Here is a 19,610-nt window from a genome sequence, read left to right on the forward strand (position 1 = left end):
CGCCTCAGGCGCGCCGCGCCGGCCCGGTCGATGCGGGGACGCCGTCCCGGGCGGGACGGCGGCGCCGTCGGGCCAGCATGTTGAGGCCCTCGACGCCGGCCGAGAAGGCCATGGCCGTGTAGACGTAGCCCTTCTGCACATGCGCGCCGAACCCCTCGGCGATCAGCGTCATGCCGATCATGATCAGGAAGCCGAGCGCCAGCATCACCACGCTGGGGTTTCGGGCGATGAAGGCCGAGAGCGGCTCGGCGGCGACCAGCATCACCACCACGGCGGCCACCACCGCCACCATCATCACCGGCACGTGCTCGGTCATGCCCACCGCAGTGATGATCGAGTCGACGGAGAAGACGAGGTCGAGGAGCAGGATCTGGCCGATCGCCGCGCCGAAGCCCAGGCTGCCCCCGGTTGGCCTGTCCGTCTCGGGCTCCGGATCCACCGTGTGGTGGATCTCCTTGGTGGCCTTCCACAGCAGGAACAGGCCGCCGCCGATCAGGATCAGGTCGCGCCAGGAGAAAGCCTGGCCGAGCACCGCGAAGACCGGTTCGGTCAGCTGCACGATGAACGCCACGGTGCCGAGCAGCCCCAGCCGCAGGATCAGCGCGAGCCCGATGCCGATACGCCGCGCCCGGGTCTGCTGATCGGCCGGCAGCTTGTTGGTCAGGATCGAGATGAAGATCAGGTTGTCGATCCCGAGCACCACCTCCATCACCACCAGGGTGGCGAGGGCGGCCCAGACGGCCGGCTGGCTCGCGAGTTGGAGCAGGTCGGTCACAGGCTGGGGGCCTCACTGGTCGGGAACAAGCGGCTGCCCAGGGTGGTCAGGTCGAACGGGCTGGGGCCGCGCACCGGCTCGGGGGCCAGCACCCGCAGAATCTGCGGGAAGACCTTGAAGTGGGCGGGCGTGTGCGTGGTCAGCTCGCCGTCGGTGTTCACCGGCCGGGGTCTGCGGGTGGAGAGGCGGATCTCCTGCGCGTGGAACGCCCGCACGTCGGCCGCCCGTCCATGCGTGCCCCGCCGAAGCGCCGGGAGCAGGGTGATGAGCCGCCACCAGTGATCGATCTCCAGGCTGTAGAAATCCAGCTTGCCGTCATCCACCGCAGCCATCTCCTCGACGGTCATGCCGCCGCCGTAGTGGCGGCCATTGCCCACCGAGACCTGGATCGTGGTGACCTTCTCCACCGTGCCGTCATGCTCGATCGTCACGGTGAAGGGCCGGACACGGCGCAGCACGCGGACAGCCGCGACCGCGTAACCGAGCACGCCCCAGGTCTTCTTGGATTCCGCCGTGAGTTCGCCGGCGAGTTCGGCGGAGAAGCCGATGCTCGCCACGTTGAAGTAGTAGTGACCGTTGACCCAGCCGAGATCCACCGGCCGCGCCTCGGCGGCGGGGATGAAGCGGGCGGCCGCCAGGGGATCCAGCGGCAGGTTGAGGGAGCGGGCGAGGTCGTTGGCCGTGCCGAGCGGCAGGATGGCGAAGGGCAGGCCGGCCTCCACCAGAGCCGGGGCGGCGTAGTTCATGGTGCCGTCGCCGCCGCCGAGAATCACGAGGTCGACCGCGCCGGCGCGGTCGCGGATGACATCCCGGCAATCGGCCTCCGGCGACGGCTCCTCCGGCTCGATCCCGCCCTCCCGCAGGATGGCGCGCACCTCGTCGAGATCCAGGGCGCCATTGCGGGCCTTGGCGTTACAGATCAGCAGGGCCCGGCGCTGGCGCGTGCTCATCGTGTGCGTCCGGGACGGGTGCCGGACGGCGTTTCGGTCTCAGGTCGGGCCAAGGGATCCTCGGTGCACGGCGGCAAGGGGGTGCCAGGGGAACGCGGGAACGGCGAAAGGCCGAGACTGTCCCCGACTTGGTACCCAAACGCACGAACGCAACCCCATCATCCCCGCAATCCAGGGCTGGTCGCCGCCGCGCAGTCGGGCAGGATGTGACGCGCGCCCGAAGCCCCCGTGGAACCCCGCACTCACGCAGGCGCGTTCTCTCCCAGTCCGCCCCCCAGTCCGCCCCGGCCGCCAGGAAGGCACCGATGCCCGCCACACGTCCCGCCCGTCCACAGGCCCTCGTCCTGGGCTTGGTCCTGCCGCTCGCCATCGTGGGCTCTGCCGTGGCCCAGCAGCCGGGTGCTGCGGGCGGGGGCGGCTGGGTGGATCCGCCCCCGCGGGCAGCCGCGCCCGTAGCGGCTGCCCCGAAGGCCCCGCTCAAAGCCGCAGGCCCACAGACCCAGGAGCCCGTCACCGCTCAGGCGAAAGCCCCGCCCGAAGGCGGGCGCGGCGCCGAGCCGCTCCGGCAGGCCGCCAGACCGGAACCGGGGGAGGATGCCCTGCCGAAGGCTGCGGCGACGCGGGGGCCGGGACCGAAGCGGGCCGCCGCCCTGGAGCGCCCGCCGGTCCGGGAATCCCTGCACCATCACGCGCGCCCCCCGCACCGGCTCGCCGAGACGCCGGCCGCGATGGTCCCGGCATCCGGCGTCTCGGCCGAGCGCGTCGCCGCCGCCCGGGCGCTGGCCACGAGCTACCTCGCCACCGTCTCGGGTTCGAGCGACACGATGGTCGATGCCGCGACCCGGTTCTACGCGACCCGCGTGCGCTTCTATGGGCGGCCGATCACCACGGCGGGGCTCGTGGCCGAGAAGCGCAGCTTCGTGCAGCGCTGGCCCGAGCGTCGCTACGAGCCGCGGGCGATGCGCGCCGCCTGCGATGCCGAGACCTGTACGATCCGCACGATCGTCGATTTCCGCACCGCCAATCCGGGGCGCGGCGCCGTCTCCAGCGGCGAGGCCGAGCTGATCCTGGAGGTCGGCTTCGCGGGCACGCGACCCTACATCCTCGGCGAGACCGGTCGCGTCCTGCGGCGGAGCATCCAGGCCGGAACCCTGGCCGCTTCGCCCGGCAAGGCGTAAGAGCCCCGGATCATGGTCCGCCGCCTCGCGGCGGGCAGGGGCGTGCGAGGTGGTGCGTCATGGGATCGGTCCCGGTGCTCGGGCGTTCCGTGAGGCGCCCCGGGCGGGCTTCGTCGGGAGGCGCGGCCGGGCCTCCTTCACGCCGCGCGCGGTGATGCCGGGATCGGGTGTATGACGTCTTCGATGGTGGTGGGGAAACAGGCGGCGGAGCCGGCGCGTCCGGCCCTCGACGGTCCCGGCCGCCTCGCCCTGCGCGAGGCAATCCGGGCCGAGATCGCGCGGGCGCGCCCGCGCCCCGTGGCGGTCCGGACCCTCGAGCTCCTGGCCGAGGCCGCCTGCACCCCCGATGAGGCGGGAACCGGCCTCCGCGTGCTCGATCGACACGGTGCCGTGCGCCTGCGGGACGACACGTCCGAGCCGATGACCCTCGTGGATCTCGTGGCGGACCTGCGCGCCCGGCATCCGGCCCTGTTCCTGCCGCCCGAGCCCGAACCCGAATCGGCGCCGGAGGCCGCCGACGAGGCCCGCGATTCGTCTCTGCTGAGCGGCGCCTACGAGATGAAGGCCGCCACCGCGCGCTTCGTCGAAACCCAGTCCGAACGGGCCCGCTCCCTGGCGGAGCGCTCCTCCGAGCAGGGTCGGGTGCTGGCGCAGAGCGCCGCCGGCCGGTTCGCCACCCTGCGGACGAGCCTGCGCGGCCGGTTCGCCCGTCCCGCGACGGTCCGGACCGACGCGGCCACGGGGGCGAGCCCGGGGGTCGATCCGGCAACGGCCTGGAACAGCGGCCCCGGCCGCGTCGGAGAGTCCCTCCGTGACGGCTTCGGCCGTCTGCGCGACCGGTTCGGCCGCGGCGGAGACGGCGCGGACGAGGGCGCACGCCGGCAGCGCCGCCTGCTCCTGGGCGCCAGTGCCGGCACCCTGGCGGCGGTGATCGCCGCGGGCCTCGTCCTGGAGGGCCGTGCGCCCGATCCCGCGCGCCCCGCGGCCCCGGCCGCGCCCCGCACGGAGGCCCCGAACGGCGCCACCCCGAACAATCCCTCCTCCGGCGCCCCGGCGGTAGCCCCCGACACGGTCACGCCGCCCCCCGAAACCGGAGGCGAGTCCGAGCCCGACGCGCCGCTGCCGCCGAATGCCGTGACGGGACAGGCCCAAGTCATCGATACCGCGACCCTCAAGGTCGGCGGCAAGGTCGTGCATCTGTTCGGCGTCGAATGGGTGCGCGGCGGTCAGGCGGAGGAGTTGGCCCGGTACATCGGCAACCGGCCGGTGACCTGCCAGCCCGCCCCCGGCAGCACGACCATGAATTGCCTCGTGGACGGGCGCGACCTCTCCGAGGTGGTGCTGTTCAACGGTGGCGGTCGCGCCTCGCCGGAGGCGAGCCCCGAACTGGTCGCGGCCGAGGATCACGCCCGGAGCGAACGGCTCGGCGTCTGGAAGCGCTAGACCGATGCCGGCCGAAGCGTTCGGCACCACCGCGGATGGACGGCCGGTCACCCGCCATGTCCTGAGCCGGGACGGTCTGCGCGTCGCCATCATCGATTTCGGCGCGGCCGTCACGGCGATCGAGGTGCCCGACCGCGCCGGCCATTCGGCCAACGTCGTCCTCGGCCTCGACACCCTCGCGGCCTACGAGACGCTGAGCCCGAGCTTCGGCGCCATCGTCGGCCGCTACGCCAACCGCATCGCGGGCGGGCGCTTCAGCCTCGACGGGCAGAGCTATCGCCTGCCTGTGAACGAGGCGCCCAACACCCTCCACGGCGGCCCGGACAATTTCGGCCGGCGCCTGTGGCGGGCGGACCTCTCCGAGGCGACGCGCCTCGTCCTGAGCCGCCGCTCCCCGGACGGGGAAGAGGGATTTCCCGGCACCCTCGATGTCCGCGTGACGTACAGCCTTCCGGAGGACGGCGTGCTGCGCATCGATTACGCCGCCGTCACCGACCGGCCGACGGTCGTGAACCTCACCAACCACAGCTACTTCAACCTCGCCGGGGAGGGGACGGGCAGCGTCCTCGGCCACATCGTGCAGGTCGAAGCGGACGCATTCGCGCCGACGGACGCGACCCAGATCCCCACCGGCGCGCTCCAGCCGGTCGCCGGGACGCCGTTCGACTTCCGCACGCCCCGGGCCCTGAAGACCCGGATCCGCGAGGGGGACCCGCAGCTCGCCTACGCCAAGGGCTACGATCACACCTTCGTCCTGCGCGGGGCCGCAGGGACGCTGCGGCCGGCCGCCACCTGCATCGCCCCCGGCAGCGGGCGCCGGCTCGACGTCTGGACCACGCAGCCGGCGCTGCAGCTCTACAGCGGCAACAATCTCGACGGGCGGCTGATCGGGCCCTCCGGACGCATCTACCGGTCCGGGGATGGCGTCTGCTTCGAGACGCAGGGCTTTCCGGACGCGCCGAACCAGCCGGCCTTTCCCTCCGCGGTCCTGCGGCCGGGCGAGACCTTCGCGGCGACCACGGAGTTCCGGTTCTCGGTGGTGTGAGGGCGCGTCGCGCCAGCCTCACGCCTCCGTCAGGGCGCACACCGCCGGGCCGCAGCGCCCCGAGGGCCGAAGCCTGGATCGATCCGGGACCGGCCGATCCGGTCTGACGGCCGGCTCCGGCCTCACGCGGCCTGCGGACGTCCCCGCAGGCCGGGGATCGCGGCGGCCGGCGCGGCGGGATGCGGACGCCGCGTCTCGCCGAGCGCCAGTAGGGCAACCGTCACGGCGTCGAGCCGGGACGGCTCGCCATCGGCCATGCCCTCGGCGGCGGCGACCTCCTTCAGGTACTCGTCCCACGCCCAGCGCCGCAGGATTTCGCGCTTGCAGCTGGGCAGCAGCCGGGGATGATCGAGGACCGCGGCCGGCGTGGCGAACACCGCGGCCGGGTTGACCAGGGCTCGCTCCAGATCCGGCAGCCCCTCGGGCACGCGATCGTCCGCGGAACGACCCTGCGCCGTCGCGCGGACCTGCACGGGCGCCGCGTCCCGGTTCGAGCGCCAGACCCGCACAGTGCCTGGCCGACCACGTCGGTCCGCCGGGTCGGGCGCGGGCCTGTCGGCGCGGCTCCGGCCCGGGGCAGAGGCTGCCGCCCGCTCCCCTGTCGGGCCTGTCAGCGCCTCCTCCGTGGCGGGCGTGCCGGTCTCGCCGGTCCGGCCCATCGGCGCCGCGATCTCCGGAGGCGTCGCCCGCTCGACGGCGAGGCCGCCCCTCTCGGCCCGGGCGGGGCCGGATGTCTCGACCGAGCGCCCGCCGTGGCGGATCGGCGCCCGGCGGCCAGCGCGCCTCGTTGCGCCCGCGAGCGGCGTGTCGTCTCCGAGTCCGATCGTACGATCCTGCATGGTTGCCTCCCTGTTGAGGCGCGCTCAGCCGCCGAAGAGACCGAGCCGCGCCGCCGATTGCACGCCGAAGCTCGCCGCGAACGAGAGCAGCGCGGCGTCCCAGGCAGTCAGATGCGGGGTGTTGGCCGGCGGCCCGGCCTGCGTGATCGCAAGACCGAGCCACACGAAGCCCGACAGGCTCAGCAGCACGGCCAGCACCCAGGGCAGGGCCGGTGACGGGCAGAGCGCGGCCAAAGTGACGCACAGCGCGGCGGACAGGATCCAGCGGCCCAGCACGGCCCCGTCGGTCGCCTGCCCCGGCCCGCCACGCCGGCCATGCCGCAACCGGGATACGTGCCTGTGCCCACCCCTCAGGTCGAAGGTTGCCATCGGACGCCTCCGGCTCAGTTCAGCTGAGGCTCGCGCCCGGTCGGACCGCGCCGCCAGCGGCGGGTGAACGCCGCGGGGACGAGCGGCTTGGGCGGCGCCGGAGAGACGGGCGGGGCCGAACCCTCGTCGAGCGCCTGGAGCGCGTCCAGGATCGCGTCGAGCGGCACGGGCTCGGCCCGGCAACCGGGCAAGCAGCGCAGCGCCGGACAGGACTCGACCGCCCGTGCGTCGGAGGCCCAGGAGGCCAGGATCGCCCGCTTCTCGGCGTGCGACAGGCCCGGATAGCGCAGCACCTCGCGGGGATGCCGGAAGACGTCGCCCGGCGCCACGAAGGCGTCGAACGGCTCGACCGCCTGCGGTCTCAGGGTGGCGGCCGCCACCGGACCGAGGCGCTCGATCTCGGGATGGATGGACGTCGTATCGATCGGCTGCATGCAACCCTCCTCGTCGTGAGCAAAGGCAGGGGCAGCCGGCACGTTGATCGGGACGCACCGGCGGCCGCATCATGCGTTCAGGTCTGCGGCCGCCGGGGCGGCCGCAGGCAAGGTCGATCCAAAGCCGGCTCAGTGCTTGGCGGCCGGCGCGCCGGTAGCGTTGATCGCGATGCGCCGACGGCGTTCCGGCGCCTCGGCGGCCCGCGGCAGCGTCACGGTGAGCACGCCGTTGCGGAACGTCGCCTCGGCCTTGTCCTCCTCCACCGGCACGGGGAGGGCGATCGACCGCTCGAAACGGCCGTAGCTGCGCTCGGAATAGCCGCGCGCCTTGTCGGTGGTCTCGGCACGCTTCTCGCCCTTCAAGGTCAGGACACCGTCCGCGATCAGGAGTTCGACGTCCTTCTCGTCGAGGCCGGGCAGCTCGGCGGAGACGCGCAGCGTCCCGTCCGCCTCCACCAGCTCGACCTGCGGCCAGCCGATGCCGCGGCTCGCGAGGCTCGGCACGCCGCCGAACCCGCTGAACACGTCGTCGAACAGGCGGTTCATCTCCCGGTGCAGCGTCAGGAACGGGCTGGCCGGCTCCTGCGACAGGGCGGTGGGCGCCGGGGCCGTGCTGCGGCTCCAGGGAATCAGATCTCTCACGCTCATGGTCCATTCTCCAGCGCATGCGATGCAGTCGTGGGAACAGGCCCGCGGCGGGTCCGCGGACCCGTGAGGGATGTCATGCGTGTCGGCACGGGGTGCCCGGACGCGCGGCCCGGGCCGCCGATCAGGCTGCCTTGGCGTCGCGGGCGATCTGAGCCGGGGCGTTGTCCTGGCCGGACGCGGCCGTCGTGCCGCCGATGGCGATGCGGCGGGGCTTGAGCGCCTCCGGCACCTCGCGCTTCAGCGCGACGGTGAGCAGGCCGTTCTCCAGGGACGCGCCCACGACCGTCACGTGCTCGGCCAGATTGAAGGTCTGGCGGAAGGTGCGCGCCGCGATGCCGCGGTGGAGGTAGTGCCTCTCGCCCTCCTGGGCGGCCTTCTGACCGGACACCAGGAGCGTGGTGTCCTGCTGGGTCAGCTCGATCTCCTCGGGCGTGAAGCCCGCCACCGCCATGGTGATGCGATACTGGTCCTCGGCGACCTTCTCGATGTTGTAGGGCGGCCAAGCGGCCGAAGGCTCGACGCGCTCAGCCTGATTGAGCAGCTCGAACAGGCGGTCGAACCCGATGGACGACCGGAACAGGGGCGAAACGTCGTAAGTCCTCATAACCACATCCTCCGACGAGCAACGTGACTACAAGCGACGCCGGACACCGTGTCCGGCGCCCTCACCGCGAGCCCGTTTCCGGGCCTCGCACGCGCGTAACGTGCCGGGGGAGGGCGGGTTCCAGGCCGAGCGAAAATTTTTGACCGCGACGCTGCAGGCTGTCGGACCGGGCATTCCGGCCCCAAGAGATCAGGATGAGGCCGGGGACTGGGACGGGCGCCGGACCGGAACCGGCGGCACCGGCGCCCGCACGCTCAGCCGACCGCCTCCTCCACCAGGATCTCGCGCTTGCCGGCATGGTTGGCCGGACCGACGATGCCCTCGATCTCCATCCGCTCCATGAGCGAGGCGGCGCGGTTGTAGCCGATCTGCAGGCGGCGCTGGATGTAGCTCGTCGACGCCTTCTGGTCGCGCAGCACCACCTGCACGGCCTGATCGTAGAGATCGCCGCCGGCCTCGCCGAAGGAGCCCTGGTCGAACACGGCGCCGTCGAGTTCGAGTTCCGCCGCGCCGGCCTTCCCCTTCCCGGCCCGTTCGCCGCCCTTCTCGGGCGCGCCCTCCTCGTCATCCGCCGTGACGGCGTCGAGGTAGCTGGGGCGGCCCTGGCGCTTGAGATGCGCCACGACGGTCTCGACCTCGCTGTCCGAGCAGAACGGCCCGTGCACCCGGGTCGTGCGCCCGCCGCCGGCCATGAACAGCATGTCGCCCTGGCCCAGAAGCTGCTCCGCGCCCATCTCGCCCAGAATCGTGCGCGAGTCGATCTTGCTCGTCACCTGGAAGCTGATCCGGGTCGGGAAGTTCGCCTTGATCGTGCCGGTGATCACGTCCACCGAAGGCCGCTGCGTCGCCATGATCAGGTGGATGCCCGCCGCCCGCGCCATCTGCGCCAGACGCTGGATCGCCCCCTCGATGTCCTTGCCGGCCACCATCATCAGGTCGGCCATCTCGTCGACCACGATCACGATGTACGGCAGCGGCGCCAGATCCATCGCCTCGTCCTCGTAGACCGCCTCGCCGGTGTGGCGGTCGAAGCCGGTCTGCACGGTCCGGGTCAGCACCTCGCCGCGCGCCGCCGCCTCGGCGACCCGGGCGTTGTAGCCGTCGATGTTCCGGACGGCGATCTTGGCCATTTTCTTGTAGCGCTCCTCCATCTCGCGCACCGCCCATTTGAGGGCGATCACCGCCTTCTTGGGGTCGGTGACCACGGGGGAGAGCAGGTGCGGGATGCCGTCGTAGACCGACAGCTCCAGCATCTTCGGATCGACCATGATCAGCCGGCACTCCTCCGGCTTCAGCCGGTAGAGCAGGCTGAGGATCATGGTGTTGATCGCCACCGACTTGCCCGAGCCGGTGGTGCCGGCCACCAGCAGGTGCGGCATGCGCGCGAGGTCGGCGATGATCGGCTCGCCGCCGATGTTCTTGCCCAGGCACAGGGCCAGCTTGTGCTTGCTCTCGGCGAAATCCGTGGAGGCCAGGAGCTCGCGCAGATACACCGTCTCGCGCTTGGCGTTCGGCAGTTCGATGCCGATGGCGTTGCGGCCGGGCACCACCGCGACGCGGGCCGAGACCGCCGACATCGACCGGGCGATGTCGTCGGCGAGCGCGATGACGCGGCTGGACTTGGTGCCCGGTGCCGGCTCCAGCTCGTAGAGGGTGACGACCGGGCCCGGCCGCACCGCCAGGATGTCGCCGCGCACGCCGAAATCGCCCAGCGTCGCCTCGAGGAGCGTGGCGTTCTGCTCCAGGGCGTCCGCCGAGATCAGGCTCGCCTGGGACGGGCCCCGGGGGGCAGCCAGCAGGTCGAGGGCGGGCAGGGCGTAATCCTCCGGGCGGACGGGCGGCGCGGGCGCGCGGCGCGCCGGCACCGGCGCGGCCGGGGGCGGAGCGACCCGGGAGGCGGTGGGTTCGGAGCGCGGCGGGACCGGGCTCTGCGGCGCCTCGAACGCCTCCAGCTCGTCCTCCGCATCGACCTGCGGCGCCGCGATTCGGCGGGCGGTCGTGGCCGGGGGGCCGTCCTCGGGCGCCTCGAAGACCGGCTCGCGCCGACCCGGCCCCGGCGCCCGTCCCTCGGGCAGGTGGTCGGCCCAGGGCAGATCCGCATCCGTGAAGGCGCGCCGGGCCGCGAGGGCCGGCGAGGCACTGTCGATCGGCTCGGCCCGGCCGGCGCGCCATGCCGCGATCCGGTCCGCCGCGGCGACGCGCAGGCCCATCAGCCCCTGCGCCAGGGCGCCGACACCGACGAGGCCGAGGCTCGGCTCGTCGGAATCCTCGCGCTCGTCGCGGGCCGATTCCCGGCCGCGCGCCGGGGCGCGGCGGACGGGATAGGGGTCGTCGTGCAGGCTTTCCTCCTCGACGGCGCCGAATCGGCAGGCACCGGTCAGGCTGAGGATCGCCACCGCTGCGTAGCCGAAGCCGACGAGATGGGCCGCCGCGGACGAGACCGCCCCGACGATCACCCGCGCCATCGACAGCAGGCCGTCGCCGGCCACGCCGCCGAGGCCGGTGGGCAGCGGCCAGCGGGTCGTCGGCGGGAGCGCGCTCGCCACCGCACTGGCGGCGCAGAAGCCGATGATCCAGAGCGCGATGCGCAGGCCGCCCTCGGGCAGGTTGCGCTCGCGCATCAGCCGGATGCCCCAGAGGACCGGCGGCAGCACGAAGGCCAGGGAGCCCAGGCCCAGGATCTGCATGGCGAGATCGGCCACGACGGCGCCCGGCTGGCCGAGGACGTTGTGGGCGGCGTGGTCGGTGGCGTGGTTGAGGCTCGGGTCGTCGATCGACCACGTGGCCAGGGCCACGGTCAGCGCGACCGCGCCGGTGAAGAGCACGAAACCGCCGAGTTCCGTCAGGCGCTTGCCCAGGAAGGGGCGAACGCTGTCGACGAAAGTCTCGTAGGGCGATGCGGGACGGCGAAGCGAGCGCATGCGGGACCGGACGCAAGACGGGGACTTACGCCCGAGGCTAGGCATGACCGCCTTAACGACCTGCTAAGGTTGAGGAAGGCTCACCGGCGCCCGGCCGGGCCTCCTCGGGCCGTCGCGATCCCGCCCGGGAGGATGCAAAAGCCGCCCCGCTGTGGCACAGGAGCGGCCATGAATATCGACGGCCAGCCCTACCGCACGATCTTCCCGGACCCGGACGGCGTCAGCGTCCAGGTGATCGACCAGACCCGCCTGCCCTTCGCGTTCGAGCTGAAGCGCCTCGCCACGCTGGAGGACGCCGCGGTGGCGATCCGCACGATGATCGTGCGGGGCGCGCCCCTGATCGGCGTCACGGCCGCCTACGGGCTGGCGCTGGCCATGCGGGCGGATGCCTCCCACGACGGGATCGACCGGGCGGTGGCGACGCTCGCGGCGACACGTCCGACCGCCATCAACCTGCGCTGGGCGCTGGATCGGGTCTCCACCAACCTGCGGCAGGTTGCGCCGGACGAGCGCTTCGCCCGCGCCTTCGCGGAGGCCGGCCGCATCGCCGAGGAGGACGTGGCGAGCTGCCGCGCCATCGGCGCCCATGGCAGCCAGGTGATCGCCGACCTGCACAGGGCCAAGGGCGGCGACAGACCGGTCACCGTGCTGACCCACTGCAATGCCGGCTGGCTCGCCACGGTGGATTGGGGCACGGCGCTGGCGCCGATCTACGCCGCCCACGAGCGGGGGGTGCCGGTGCATGTCCTGGTCGACGAGACCCGGCCGCGCAGCCAGGGTGCCGCGCTCACGGCCTTCGAGCTGAACGGCCACGGCGTGCCGCACACGGTCATCGCCGACAATGCCGGCGGCCACCTCATGCAGCACGGCGACGTCGACCTGTGCATCGTCGGCTCGGACCGGACCACGGCGAGCGGCGACGTCTGCAACAAGATCGGCACCTACCTGAAGGCGCTGGCGGCCCATGACAACGGCGTGCCGTTCTACGCCGCCCTGCCGTTCTCGACCATCGACTGGACCCTCGACGACGGAGTCAAGGAGATCCCGATCGAGGAGCGCGACGGGCGCGAGGTCACCCACATGACCGGGCGGCTCGCCGATGGCGGCTTCGCCACGATCGAGGTGGTCTCCCCCGGCAGTCCCGTGGCGAATCCCGCCTTCGACGTGACCCCGGCCCGGCTGGTGACCGGCATCATCACCGAACGCGGCATCTGCGAGGCCAGCGCCGAGGGGTTGTACGGGCTCTATCCGGAGCGCCGGAAGGCGGCGTGAGCCGCCTTACCGCACCCCGGGCCGGCCCGATTCCGCGAGCTGCTGCGCCCGGGCGCCCTGGCGCTCGAACATCCAGCCCGGATATTCCGGCGGCAGGGCGCTCACCGCATCGAGGGCGTCGAGTTCCGCGTCGCTGAGGCTGAGTTCGGTCGCCGCGATGTTGTCCGCGAGCTGGTCGAGGCGCTTGGCACCGACGATCACGCTGGTCACCGCCTTGCGGTGTAGCAGCCAGGCCAGCGCCACCTGGGCCACCGAGACGCCGCGGGCCTCCGCCACCTGCCGCATGGCGTCGATGCAGGCGTCGGCCCGGGGGCGGTCGACCGGCGGGAAGTCGAAGCTCGCGCGCCGGCCCTCCCCCGCGCCGCCGGCATACTTGCCGCTGAGCAGGCCGCCGGCCAGCGGGCTCCAGACCAGGAGGCCGAGCCCCTCCGAGCGCAGCATCGGGACGATCTCGCGCTCCAGGTCGCGGCCCGCGATGGAGTAATAGGCCTGCAGGGTCTCGAAGCGGGCGAGCCCCGCCCGCGCGCTGATCCCCAGCGCCTTCACGATCTGCCACGCCGCCCAGTTCGAGACGCCGACGTAGCGGACGTGGCCGTGCTGGACGAGGATGTCGAGGGCGCGCACCTGCTCCTCGATCGGCGTCGCCGGGTCGAAGCCGTGGACCTGATAGAGGTCGATGTGGTCGAGCTGGAGCCGCTTGAGGCTCGCCTTGCAGGCGTCGATCAGGTGCAGGCGCGAGGCGCCCTTGGCGTTCGCGCCCGGCCCCATCGGCCCGTAGCCCTTGGTGGCGACGACGACGCTGTCGCGCGGGACCTTGAGGTCGCGCAGGGCCTGGCCGGTGATCTGCTCCGAGAGCCCCTCCGCGTAGACGTCGGCCGTGTCGATGAAGTTGATCCCGGCATCGAGCGCCCGTCCGACGAGGCGCCCGGCCTCCGTCTGGTCGAGGGCGCCGATCTGGCGCCACATCCCGGCCCCGCCGCCGAAGGTCATGGTGCCGAGGCAGAGTTCCGAGACGAACAGCCCCGTGCTGCCGAGCTTCTTCTGATACATGCCTGCCTGATCCCGTCCGTGTCTGGGGTGTCAACGCGCGGGAGCGGGCCCGGTGCGCTCAGGGCTCCCAGCAGTGGAACACCGCGCTGTCGAAGGCGAAGACCGGCTCGCCGCGCTGGTTCACCCCGGTGTTGCGGGCGAAGGCCAGGCCCCAGCCGGGCCGCGAGGCCGAGGCGCGCTTGTCGGTGAGCTTGGCGCTGAACCGGACCGTGTCGCCCGCGTAGACGGGCTTCAGCCAGCGCAGGTTCTTGAACCCGGGGGAGGGGCCCGCCTCCGGGACCGGGCCGCGGGTGGCCGTGTAGGCGGCGTCGCGGGCGCGGGTCGTGAGCATCCGGTTCATGTAGGCGGCGGCCGTGTGCCAGCCGGAGGCGCAGAGGCCGCCGAAATGGCTGCGCTTGGCCGCCGCGTGGTCGAGGTGGAAGGCCTGTGGATCGTAGGCCTCGGCGAACGCGATGATCGCCTCGGCGGTGAACGGATAGGCGCCCAGCTCCCGCACGGCGCCGATCTCGGCATCCCGCAGGAACGGCAGGATCTCGGCATCCTCCGGCTCGGCGACCGGTCCCGGCACGCCGATCTCCACCGGCCGCGGGGGCAGGGGATCGGTGCCGCGGCGGGCCAGCATGAAGGTGAAGCGCTGGGTCAGCACCGTCTCGCCGCGCGGGTTGCCGAGGGCGACCTCGGCGGTCACGAAACCGAGCCCGGGCTTGGAGGCCGAATCGCGCAGCCCCACCACCCGGAAGGTCAGCGTCAGCGCGTCCCCCGGCAGGACCGGCGCGAGCCAGCGCAGCTCGTCGATCCCCGGCGCGCCGAGCGACGAGCCGCCCTTGAACGGTCCCTGCTGGAGCAGCCGCATGCCCAAAGCCGCCGTGTGCCAGCCCGAGCCGATCAGCCGGCCCGCGAAGGTCCCTTCCGCCGCCGCCTCGTCGAGGTGGAAGGGCTGGAAGTCGAAGGCCTGCGCGAAGCCCACGATGGCGTCGCGGGTGACGGTGAGCGGCGCGCCGACGATCACGTCGCCGACGGCGAAATCCTCGAGGGCGGGATCGGGCATGGCGGGCTCGTCTGGTTGATCGGTGGGGCGGGCGATCGGGATCGCCGTCTTTGCGAGCGGGAGCGAAGCAATCCAGGAGCGCCACGCTCACCGATGTCGCGCTGCCCTGGATTGCTTCGCCCCGCTCGCCAAGACGCAGCGTCGCCCAGGGCTGAGCGCGGCCCGAGCCTCAGTTGGCGAAGCGGAAGTGCAGCACGTCGCCGTCCTGCACCACGTACTCCTTGCCCTCCAGCCGCAGCTTGCCGGCGTCCCGGGCCCCGGATTCACCGTTGAGCGCCGTGTAGTCCTTGAACGCGATGGTCTCGGCCCGGATGAAGCCCTTCTCGAAATCCGAGTGGATCACCCCGGCCGCCCCGGGGGCGCGGGTGCCCTTGGTGATCGTCCAGGCGCGGGCCTCCTTGGGGCCGACCGTGAAGTAGGTGACGAGGCCGAGCAGGTCGTAGCCGGCGCGGATCACCCGGTTGAGGCCGGGCTCGGCGAGCCCCACCGCCTCCAGGAACTCCGCCTGGTCGGCCTCGGGCATCACGGCGATCTCGCTCTCGATCTTGGCCGAGACCACCACCGCCACGGCGCCCTCCGCCTTGGCGCGGGCGAAGACAGCGTCCGAATAGGCGTTGCCCTTGTCGGCGTCGGGCTCATCGACGTTGCAGACGTAGAGGACAGGCTTGGCGGTCATCAGGCCGAGGGACTGGAACAGCTTCTCCTCGTCGGGCTTGCGCTCCACCAGCCGCGCCGGCTTGCCCTCGCGCAGGAGCGGCAGCGCCCGGTTGACGAGGTCGAGGCTCTCCTTGGCCTCCTTGTCGGCCCCCTTGGCCTTCTTCTCCAGGGCGACGGCGCGGCGCTCCAGGCTGTCGAGGTCGGCGAGCATCAGCTCGGTCTCGATCGTCTCGATGTCGGCGGCCGGATCGACCTTGCCCTCCACGTGGGTGACGTCGCCGTCCGTGAAGCAGCGGACCACGTGGGCGATGGCGTCGACCTCGCGGATGTTGGCCAGGAACTGGTTGCCCAGGCCCTCGCCCTTGGAGGCGCCGCGCACGAGGCCGGCGATGTCCACGAAGGTCAGGCGCGTCGGGATCTTCTCCTTCGACGAGGCGATGCGGGCGAGGTCATCGAGCCGCGGATCGGGCACCGCCACCTCGCCGACATTCGGCTCGATGGTGCAGAACGGGTAGTTCGCCGCCTGGGCGGCCGCCGTCTGCGTCAGCGCGTTGAAGAGGGTCGACTTGCCGACGTTCGGCAGGCCGACGATGCCGCATTTGAAGCCCATGGGTCAGTTCCGTCGCAGCACGTCGTCGGGCGACGCGCGAAAAAGGGTTGCGGAGAGTCAGGCCCGCGAACACGGCACCGTGCGCCCTGTCCTCGGTCGAGCACGCGCGGCACCGGCGAGCCGGGCCTCAGCCACCGGGAGGCAATCGAACCGCCGACAGCCGGGCTTGTGGCGCACGGCCTTCATCGGACCCTCTCGCCCGCCCCGATATCCCGTCCCCGCGGGGGCGTGTCAATTTCGGGCGCCCAGCGTCTTCACCTCGTCCCAGCCGCGGCCGGCCATGGCGAGGTGGACCTTGTTCTGGAAGCTCGCATCCTCGCCGGCGGCGAGCAGGGCGGCGTGGTCGGCCACGGCCCGGCAGAGATCGTCCACCCAGGGCAGCTCGGCCTTGCCGAAATCGTTGAGCACGTAGGCATGCACCAGCGCCTTGTCGCCGGGATGGCCGATGCCGAGCCGCACCCGGCGGTAGTCGTTGCCGCATTGGGCGGTGATCGAGCGCAGGCCGTTATGGCCGGCATTGCCGCCGCCGAGCTTCACCCGGAGCTTGGCGGGGGCGAGGTCGAGCTCGTCGTGCAGCACGATCACGTCGGAGAGCGGAATCTTGTAGAAGCGCTGCGCCTCCGAGACCGCGCGGCCGGACTCGTTCATGAAGGTCGAGGGCTTCAGGAGGATCGCTCGCTCCGGGCCCAGCACCGCCTCGGCGGCCTCGCCCTGGAAGCGGTGGCGGAACGGGCTCGCCCGGTGCTGGCGGGCGATCGCGTCGACGGCGAGGAAGCCGATATTGTGCCGGTTGCCCGCATAGCGTGCGCCCGGGTTTCCGAGGCCGACGATCAACTTCATGTCAGAGGGTTCCGCGGGACTCCGTTCGGCGCGGTCTGTGGCACGCTTCCGCGCGGGACGCACCCCCGCGCCGGGTCCGGCCAGACCGGAGCGATGGGCCGGCCTCCGGGCCCGGTTCGTCTCCGTCGTGCGCCAGCGCACGGCCTCGGCCGAACCCGAAGCAGAATATCCTCGTTGAGAGGTCACATTCGGCCAAGCAAAGCCCGAGTGATCAAGACCGCCGACCCGACGATCTTCCTCACGCGACACGGTTGACCGGATGACTTCCCGCTGAAGTCGTACGAAGACACCAGGAGATCATCATGACCGTCCGCATGCTCGCTGCCGCCGCCCTGGTCGCCGCGGTCGCCACGCCCGCCCTCGCGCAGGGCCTGGATTCGAAGCACTCGCCCTACCCGGCCTCGGCCTATTCGGGCTGGGTCGGCAACGGCGCCGTCCTGCATCGGGACGCCGCCGGTCCGGCGCGGGCGGCCGCCTACCGCTACAGCGGTCCGCATGCCGGCGGCCCGGCCAACGCCCTGCCGCGGTTCTGACGGGCGAACGGGCCCGCGGGCTCCGCGGGCCCCGATAACCGGCGGTGATCGGGGCACCGGACCGGCGGGCCCTCAGGCGTGAGGGACGGGCTGGCTGGTGGCGCCGTTTGCCGGACCCGGCACCGCGCCGACGGCCGCCGTCCCAGCCCGGATCTCTCCAGGGCGCAGGGTTCCCACCAGAAGATCGACCTGGCTGACGAGACGCACGAGCGATTGCCCGCGATCCAGCGCCGGCCGCTCGGGCACGGGCCTGTCCGCGCCCAGGGCCGCCAGGGTCGCGGTGATCCAGGCCCGCCAGGGCTCGGCCTCGGGGGCGGCCGCCTCAGGGGCGTGCCGCAGGACGATGAGCCGGGCGCTGATCCGGCGCAGGGTCGCGTCGGCCACCAGGGCGGATTCCACCTCCGGGTGGCTGCCGGCCCGGGGCTGCTGCAGGGCGCGGGAGAGCGCCGCCTCCAGATCGTTGAGGGCGAGGCCGGCCTCGCGGCTCTGCGCCGCGATCGCGGTCTCGCGGCCCTCGCCGGGCGGCGCGCGGAGCACCGCCTCGGCGAGACCGGCCTGGGCCTTGAGCGCCCGGCGCAGTTCCTGCCGGACCTGATCGGGCTCCCAGATCGGCCACAGCACCAGGCAGCTCGCCACCGCGATCACGCCGCCCAGCACCGTGAAGCCGCCCCGCATGGCGACGATCTCCCAGGAGCTGTGGCCGGGCTCCAGCAACTCGACCAGCAGCACCACGAGGGGGGTCAGGCAGGTGACGAAGAAGCCGTAGGAGATCTGGCGCGCCGCGAAGCCGACGATGCTGAGCACGAGGATCAGCCCGGCCTCCGCCAGGGGGCTCGTGGCGTAGTAGGCGAGCACGGCGCCCACGAGGCCGCCCAGCACCGTGCCGCCGATCCGCTCCAGCGCCCGCTGCCACGTCGCCGCGTAGAAGGGCTGCATGGTGAGCACCACGGTCATCACCAGCCAGTGCGTGAAGGCGCCCGCATAGGTCAGGGTGGCGGCGAGCGCCGGGGCCGCGACCGCGCTCGCCCGCAGGGCGTGCCGGAGATTGGGCGAGGCCAGGGTGAAGTTCTGCCGCAGCGGCCCGACATAGCGGGTCCAGCGGTCGAGGCTGCCGCCCTCCGTGAGCGTGCCGCCGGGGCGATAGCCCTCCGGGGTCGACAGCTTGGCGCCGATCCGCACGCGCCCGACGATCCGTTCGGCGAGGCGGGCGAGGGTCGGATCCTCCGACAGCCCCTCGGCCACGCGGGCGATGGAGTGTTCCAGACGGTCGAGGTCGAGGTTGACGTCGTCGCGGATCGCCCGGGCGATGGTCACCAGCAGGGGGCGCAGGCGCCGCAGGAAGACCTTGGCGAGGGCCCGGCGGCGGGCATCGGGACGGCTGTCGATCAGCTCGCCGACGGCGATCAGCGCGGAAAAGATCTGCTCGGCGCTCTCCAGGCGCAGCAGGGCCTGGGCGGTGCGGTCCGAGACGCGCTCGCGGGAGCGGGCGAGGTCGAGGATCATGGTCCGGGCGGTCTCGATGCTCGCCCGCACGCCCCGCCGGTGGCCCCGCGCGTGGCCGTCGAAGGCGGCCGTGTCGGGTTCCGGCAGGACGACGAGCCGCTCGAGGTCGCCGCAGAGCCGGGCGAGGTTGTGCCAGACCTCCGCCACCGCCCGGTGGGCCGGCCGGTACGGGTGCAGCCGCCAGATCACCAGGGCCAGGAACGTCGCCCAGAGACCGCCGGCCGCGAACATCAGCGCGGTGACGGCCGCCTGCTCCGGGGTCAGGGGCCGGTCGAGGGCGATGCACAGCACCACCACGAGCACGTTGCCGGCCGACTGGGCCTGAACGCTCCAGACGCGGGCGTACGAGCAGGCGAAGATCAGCGCGCAGGCGACCGGGACGACCACCGGCAGGCCGAGGGGCTGGATCAGGCCGAGCCCGGCCCAGAGCAGGCCGCCCAGGACCGAGAAGGCGGTGAGGACCCGCAGGCGGGCGCGCATCGGGCCGCCGTTGTCGCAGAAGCAGGCGAGGTTGGCGGCGAGCGCCATCGTCAGCAGCGGCGCCCACTGGATCCAGATGTTGAGGAGGATGACGACGCCGAACGCGAAGGCGGCGCGCACGCCTTCCACGAGCCGGACGTTCCGGAGATCGAGGCCCGTCGGCAGGCGCCGCAGGTCCGAGCCGGGCCGGTTCAGGCTGCCCCGACCCGCGGCGTTCCACCGGCGCCGGGCCGGCCCAGGGGGCGAAGCTGTGGGACTCGGCGCGGGCAACCTCGGTCTCCGGACGGGGGCGCGGTGCCCCGGCATGAACCGCGCCCCGGCCTGTCCGGATCCGCAGCGTCGCGCAACCCCAATCCGGATCCGCGGCACGATCCAGACGTCCACATCGTCACCGCCGATGTGAACCCGGGG

At 72.8% G+C, this 19,610-nt stretch carries 18 protein-coding genes; 5 read left to right on the plus strand and 13 right to left on the minus strand.

What is annotated here, in order from left to right:
- Positions 1 to 4: 4 nt before the first annotated feature.
- Positions 5 to 775, minus strand: coding sequence for a TerC family protein (locus MCBMB27_RS17825; RefSeq protein ID WP_053609619.1), 771 nt, complete (start codon positions 773 to 775; stop codon positions 5 to 7).
- On the minus strand, positions 772 to 1,725 hold the full coding sequence (locus tag MCBMB27_RS17830) for a lipid kinase (RefSeq protein WP_043346841.1): 954 nt from the start codon (positions 1,723 to 1,725) through the stop codon (positions 772 to 774). The genes MCBMB27_RS17825 and MCBMB27_RS17830 overlap by 4 nt, the downstream gene beginning before the upstream one ends.
- A gap of 305 nt (positions 1,726 to 2,030) precedes the next feature.
- On the opposite strand from MCBMB27_RS17830, the gene MCBMB27_RS17835 reads away from it, so the two are divergent.
- From MCBMB27_RS17835 to MCBMB27_RS17845, 3 genes are all read left to right on the plus strand, one after another.
- On the plus strand, positions 2,031 to 2,903 hold the full coding sequence (locus MCBMB27_RS17835) for a hypothetical protein (protein WP_075380963.1): 873 nt from the start codon (positions 2,031 to 2,033) through the stop codon (positions 2,901 to 2,903).
- Positions 2,904 to 3,074: 171 nt separating this feature from the next.
- The gene (locus MCBMB27_RS17840) at positions 3,075 to 4,346 is read left to right on the plus strand and encodes a thermonuclease family protein (protein WP_075380964.1); all 1,272 of its coding nucleotides are present in this window, start codon (positions 3,075 to 3,077) and stop codon (positions 4,344 to 4,346) included.
- Positions 4,347 to 4,350: 4 nt separating this feature from the next.
- Entirely contained in the window at positions 4,351 to 5,391 is a 1,041-nt protein-coding gene (locus MCBMB27_RS17845; RefSeq protein WP_075380965.1) for an aldose epimerase family protein, read from the plus strand.
- Between the two features lie 122 nt (positions 5,392 to 5,513).
- Here MCBMB27_RS17845 and MCBMB27_RS17850 read toward each other — a convergent pair whose 3' ends face one another.
- From MCBMB27_RS17850 to MCBMB27_RS17875, 6 genes are all read right to left on the minus strand, one after another.
- Positions 5,514 to 6,230, minus strand: a complete 717-nt coding sequence (locus tag MCBMB27_RS17850; RefSeq protein ID WP_075380966.1) for a hypothetical protein — start codon at positions 6,228 to 6,230, stop codon at positions 5,514 to 5,516.
- 24 nt (positions 6,231 to 6,254) lie between these two features.
- On the minus strand, positions 6,255 to 6,599 hold the full coding sequence (locus tag MCBMB27_RS17855) for a hypothetical protein (protein WP_075380967.1): 345 nt from the start codon (positions 6,597 to 6,599) through the stop codon (positions 6,255 to 6,257).
- Between the two features lie 14 nt (positions 6,600 to 6,613).
- Positions 6,614 to 7,033 carry a hypothetical protein gene (locus tag MCBMB27_RS17860; protein ID WP_043384098.1) on the minus strand — a complete coding sequence of 140 codons (420 nt, stop codon included), beginning with the start codon at positions 7,031 to 7,033 and terminating at the stop codon, positions 6,614 to 6,616.
- A 129-nt stretch (positions 7,034 to 7,162) separates the two neighbouring features.
- Positions 7,163 to 7,681, minus strand: coding sequence for an Hsp20/alpha crystallin family protein (locus MCBMB27_RS17865; RefSeq protein WP_075380968.1), 519 nt, complete (start codon positions 7,679 to 7,681; stop codon positions 7,163 to 7,165).
- Positions 7,682 to 7,802: 121 nt separating this feature from the next.
- Entirely contained in the window at positions 7,803 to 8,285 is a 483-nt protein-coding gene (locus MCBMB27_RS17870) for an Hsp20 family protein (protein WP_043346827.1), read from the minus strand.
- Between the two features lie 254 nt (positions 8,286 to 8,539).
- Positions 8,540 to 11,206, minus strand: coding sequence for a DNA translocase FtsK (locus tag MCBMB27_RS17875; protein WP_043346824.1), 2,667 nt, complete (start codon positions 11,204 to 11,206; stop codon positions 8,540 to 8,542).
- 168 nt (positions 11,207 to 11,374) lie between these two features.
- On the opposite strand from MCBMB27_RS17875, the gene mtnA reads away from it, so the two are divergent.
- Entirely contained in the window at positions 11,375 to 12,478 is a 1,104-nt protein-coding gene (gene mtnA, locus MCBMB27_RS17880; RefSeq protein ID WP_075380969.1) for an S-methyl-5-thioribose-1-phosphate isomerase, read from the plus strand.
- 6 nt (positions 12,479 to 12,484) lie between these two features.
- On the opposite strand, the gene MCBMB27_RS17885 is transcribed toward mtnA, so the two are convergent.
- From MCBMB27_RS17885 to pth, 4 genes are all read right to left on the minus strand, one after another.
- Positions 12,485 to 13,528 (minus strand): aldo/keto reductase, encoded by a 1,044-nt coding sequence (locus tag MCBMB27_RS17885; protein ID WP_075380970.1) that lies wholly within the window; start codon positions 13,526 to 13,528, stop codon positions 12,485 to 12,487.
- A gap of 58 nt (positions 13,529 to 13,586) precedes the next feature.
- Entirely contained in the window at positions 13,587 to 14,576 is a 990-nt protein-coding gene (locus tag MCBMB27_RS17890; protein WP_075380971.1) for a MaoC/PaaZ C-terminal domain-containing protein, read from the minus strand.
- Positions 14,577 to 14,745: 169 nt separating this feature from the next.
- The gene (gene ychF / locus MCBMB27_RS17895; RefSeq protein ID WP_043355673.1) at positions 14,746 to 15,843 is read right to left on the minus strand and encodes a redox-regulated ATPase YchF; all 1,098 of its coding nucleotides are present in this window, start codon (positions 15,841 to 15,843) and stop codon (positions 14,746 to 14,748) included.
- A gap of 231 nt (positions 15,844 to 16,074) precedes the next feature.
- Positions 16,075 to 16,683, minus strand: a complete 609-nt coding sequence (gene pth / locus MCBMB27_RS17900) for an aminoacyl-tRNA hydrolase (protein ID WP_043387837.1) — start codon at positions 16,681 to 16,683, stop codon at positions 16,075 to 16,077.
- A 302-nt stretch (positions 16,684 to 16,985) separates the two neighbouring features.
- On the opposite strand from pth, the gene MCBMB27_RS17905 reads away from it, so the two are divergent.
- A complete protein-coding gene (locus MCBMB27_RS17905) occupies positions 16,986 to 17,216 on the plus strand; it encodes a hypothetical protein (protein ID WP_043387836.1) in 231 nt (76 codons plus the stop codon).
- Between the two features lie 72 nt (positions 17,217 to 17,288).
- On the opposite strand, the gene MCBMB27_RS17910 is transcribed toward MCBMB27_RS17905, so the two are convergent.
- A complete protein-coding gene (locus tag MCBMB27_RS17910; protein WP_052083690.1) occupies positions 17,289 to 19,505 on the minus strand; it encodes an FUSC family protein in 2,217 nt (738 codons plus the stop codon).
- Positions 19,506 to 19,610 lie beyond the last annotated feature (105 nt).

This window comes from Methylobacterium phyllosphaerae (assembly GCF_001936175.1).
Taxonomy (GTDB): Bacteria; Pseudomonadota; Alphaproteobacteria; order Rhizobiales; family Beijerinckiaceae; genus Methylobacterium; species Methylobacterium fujisawaense.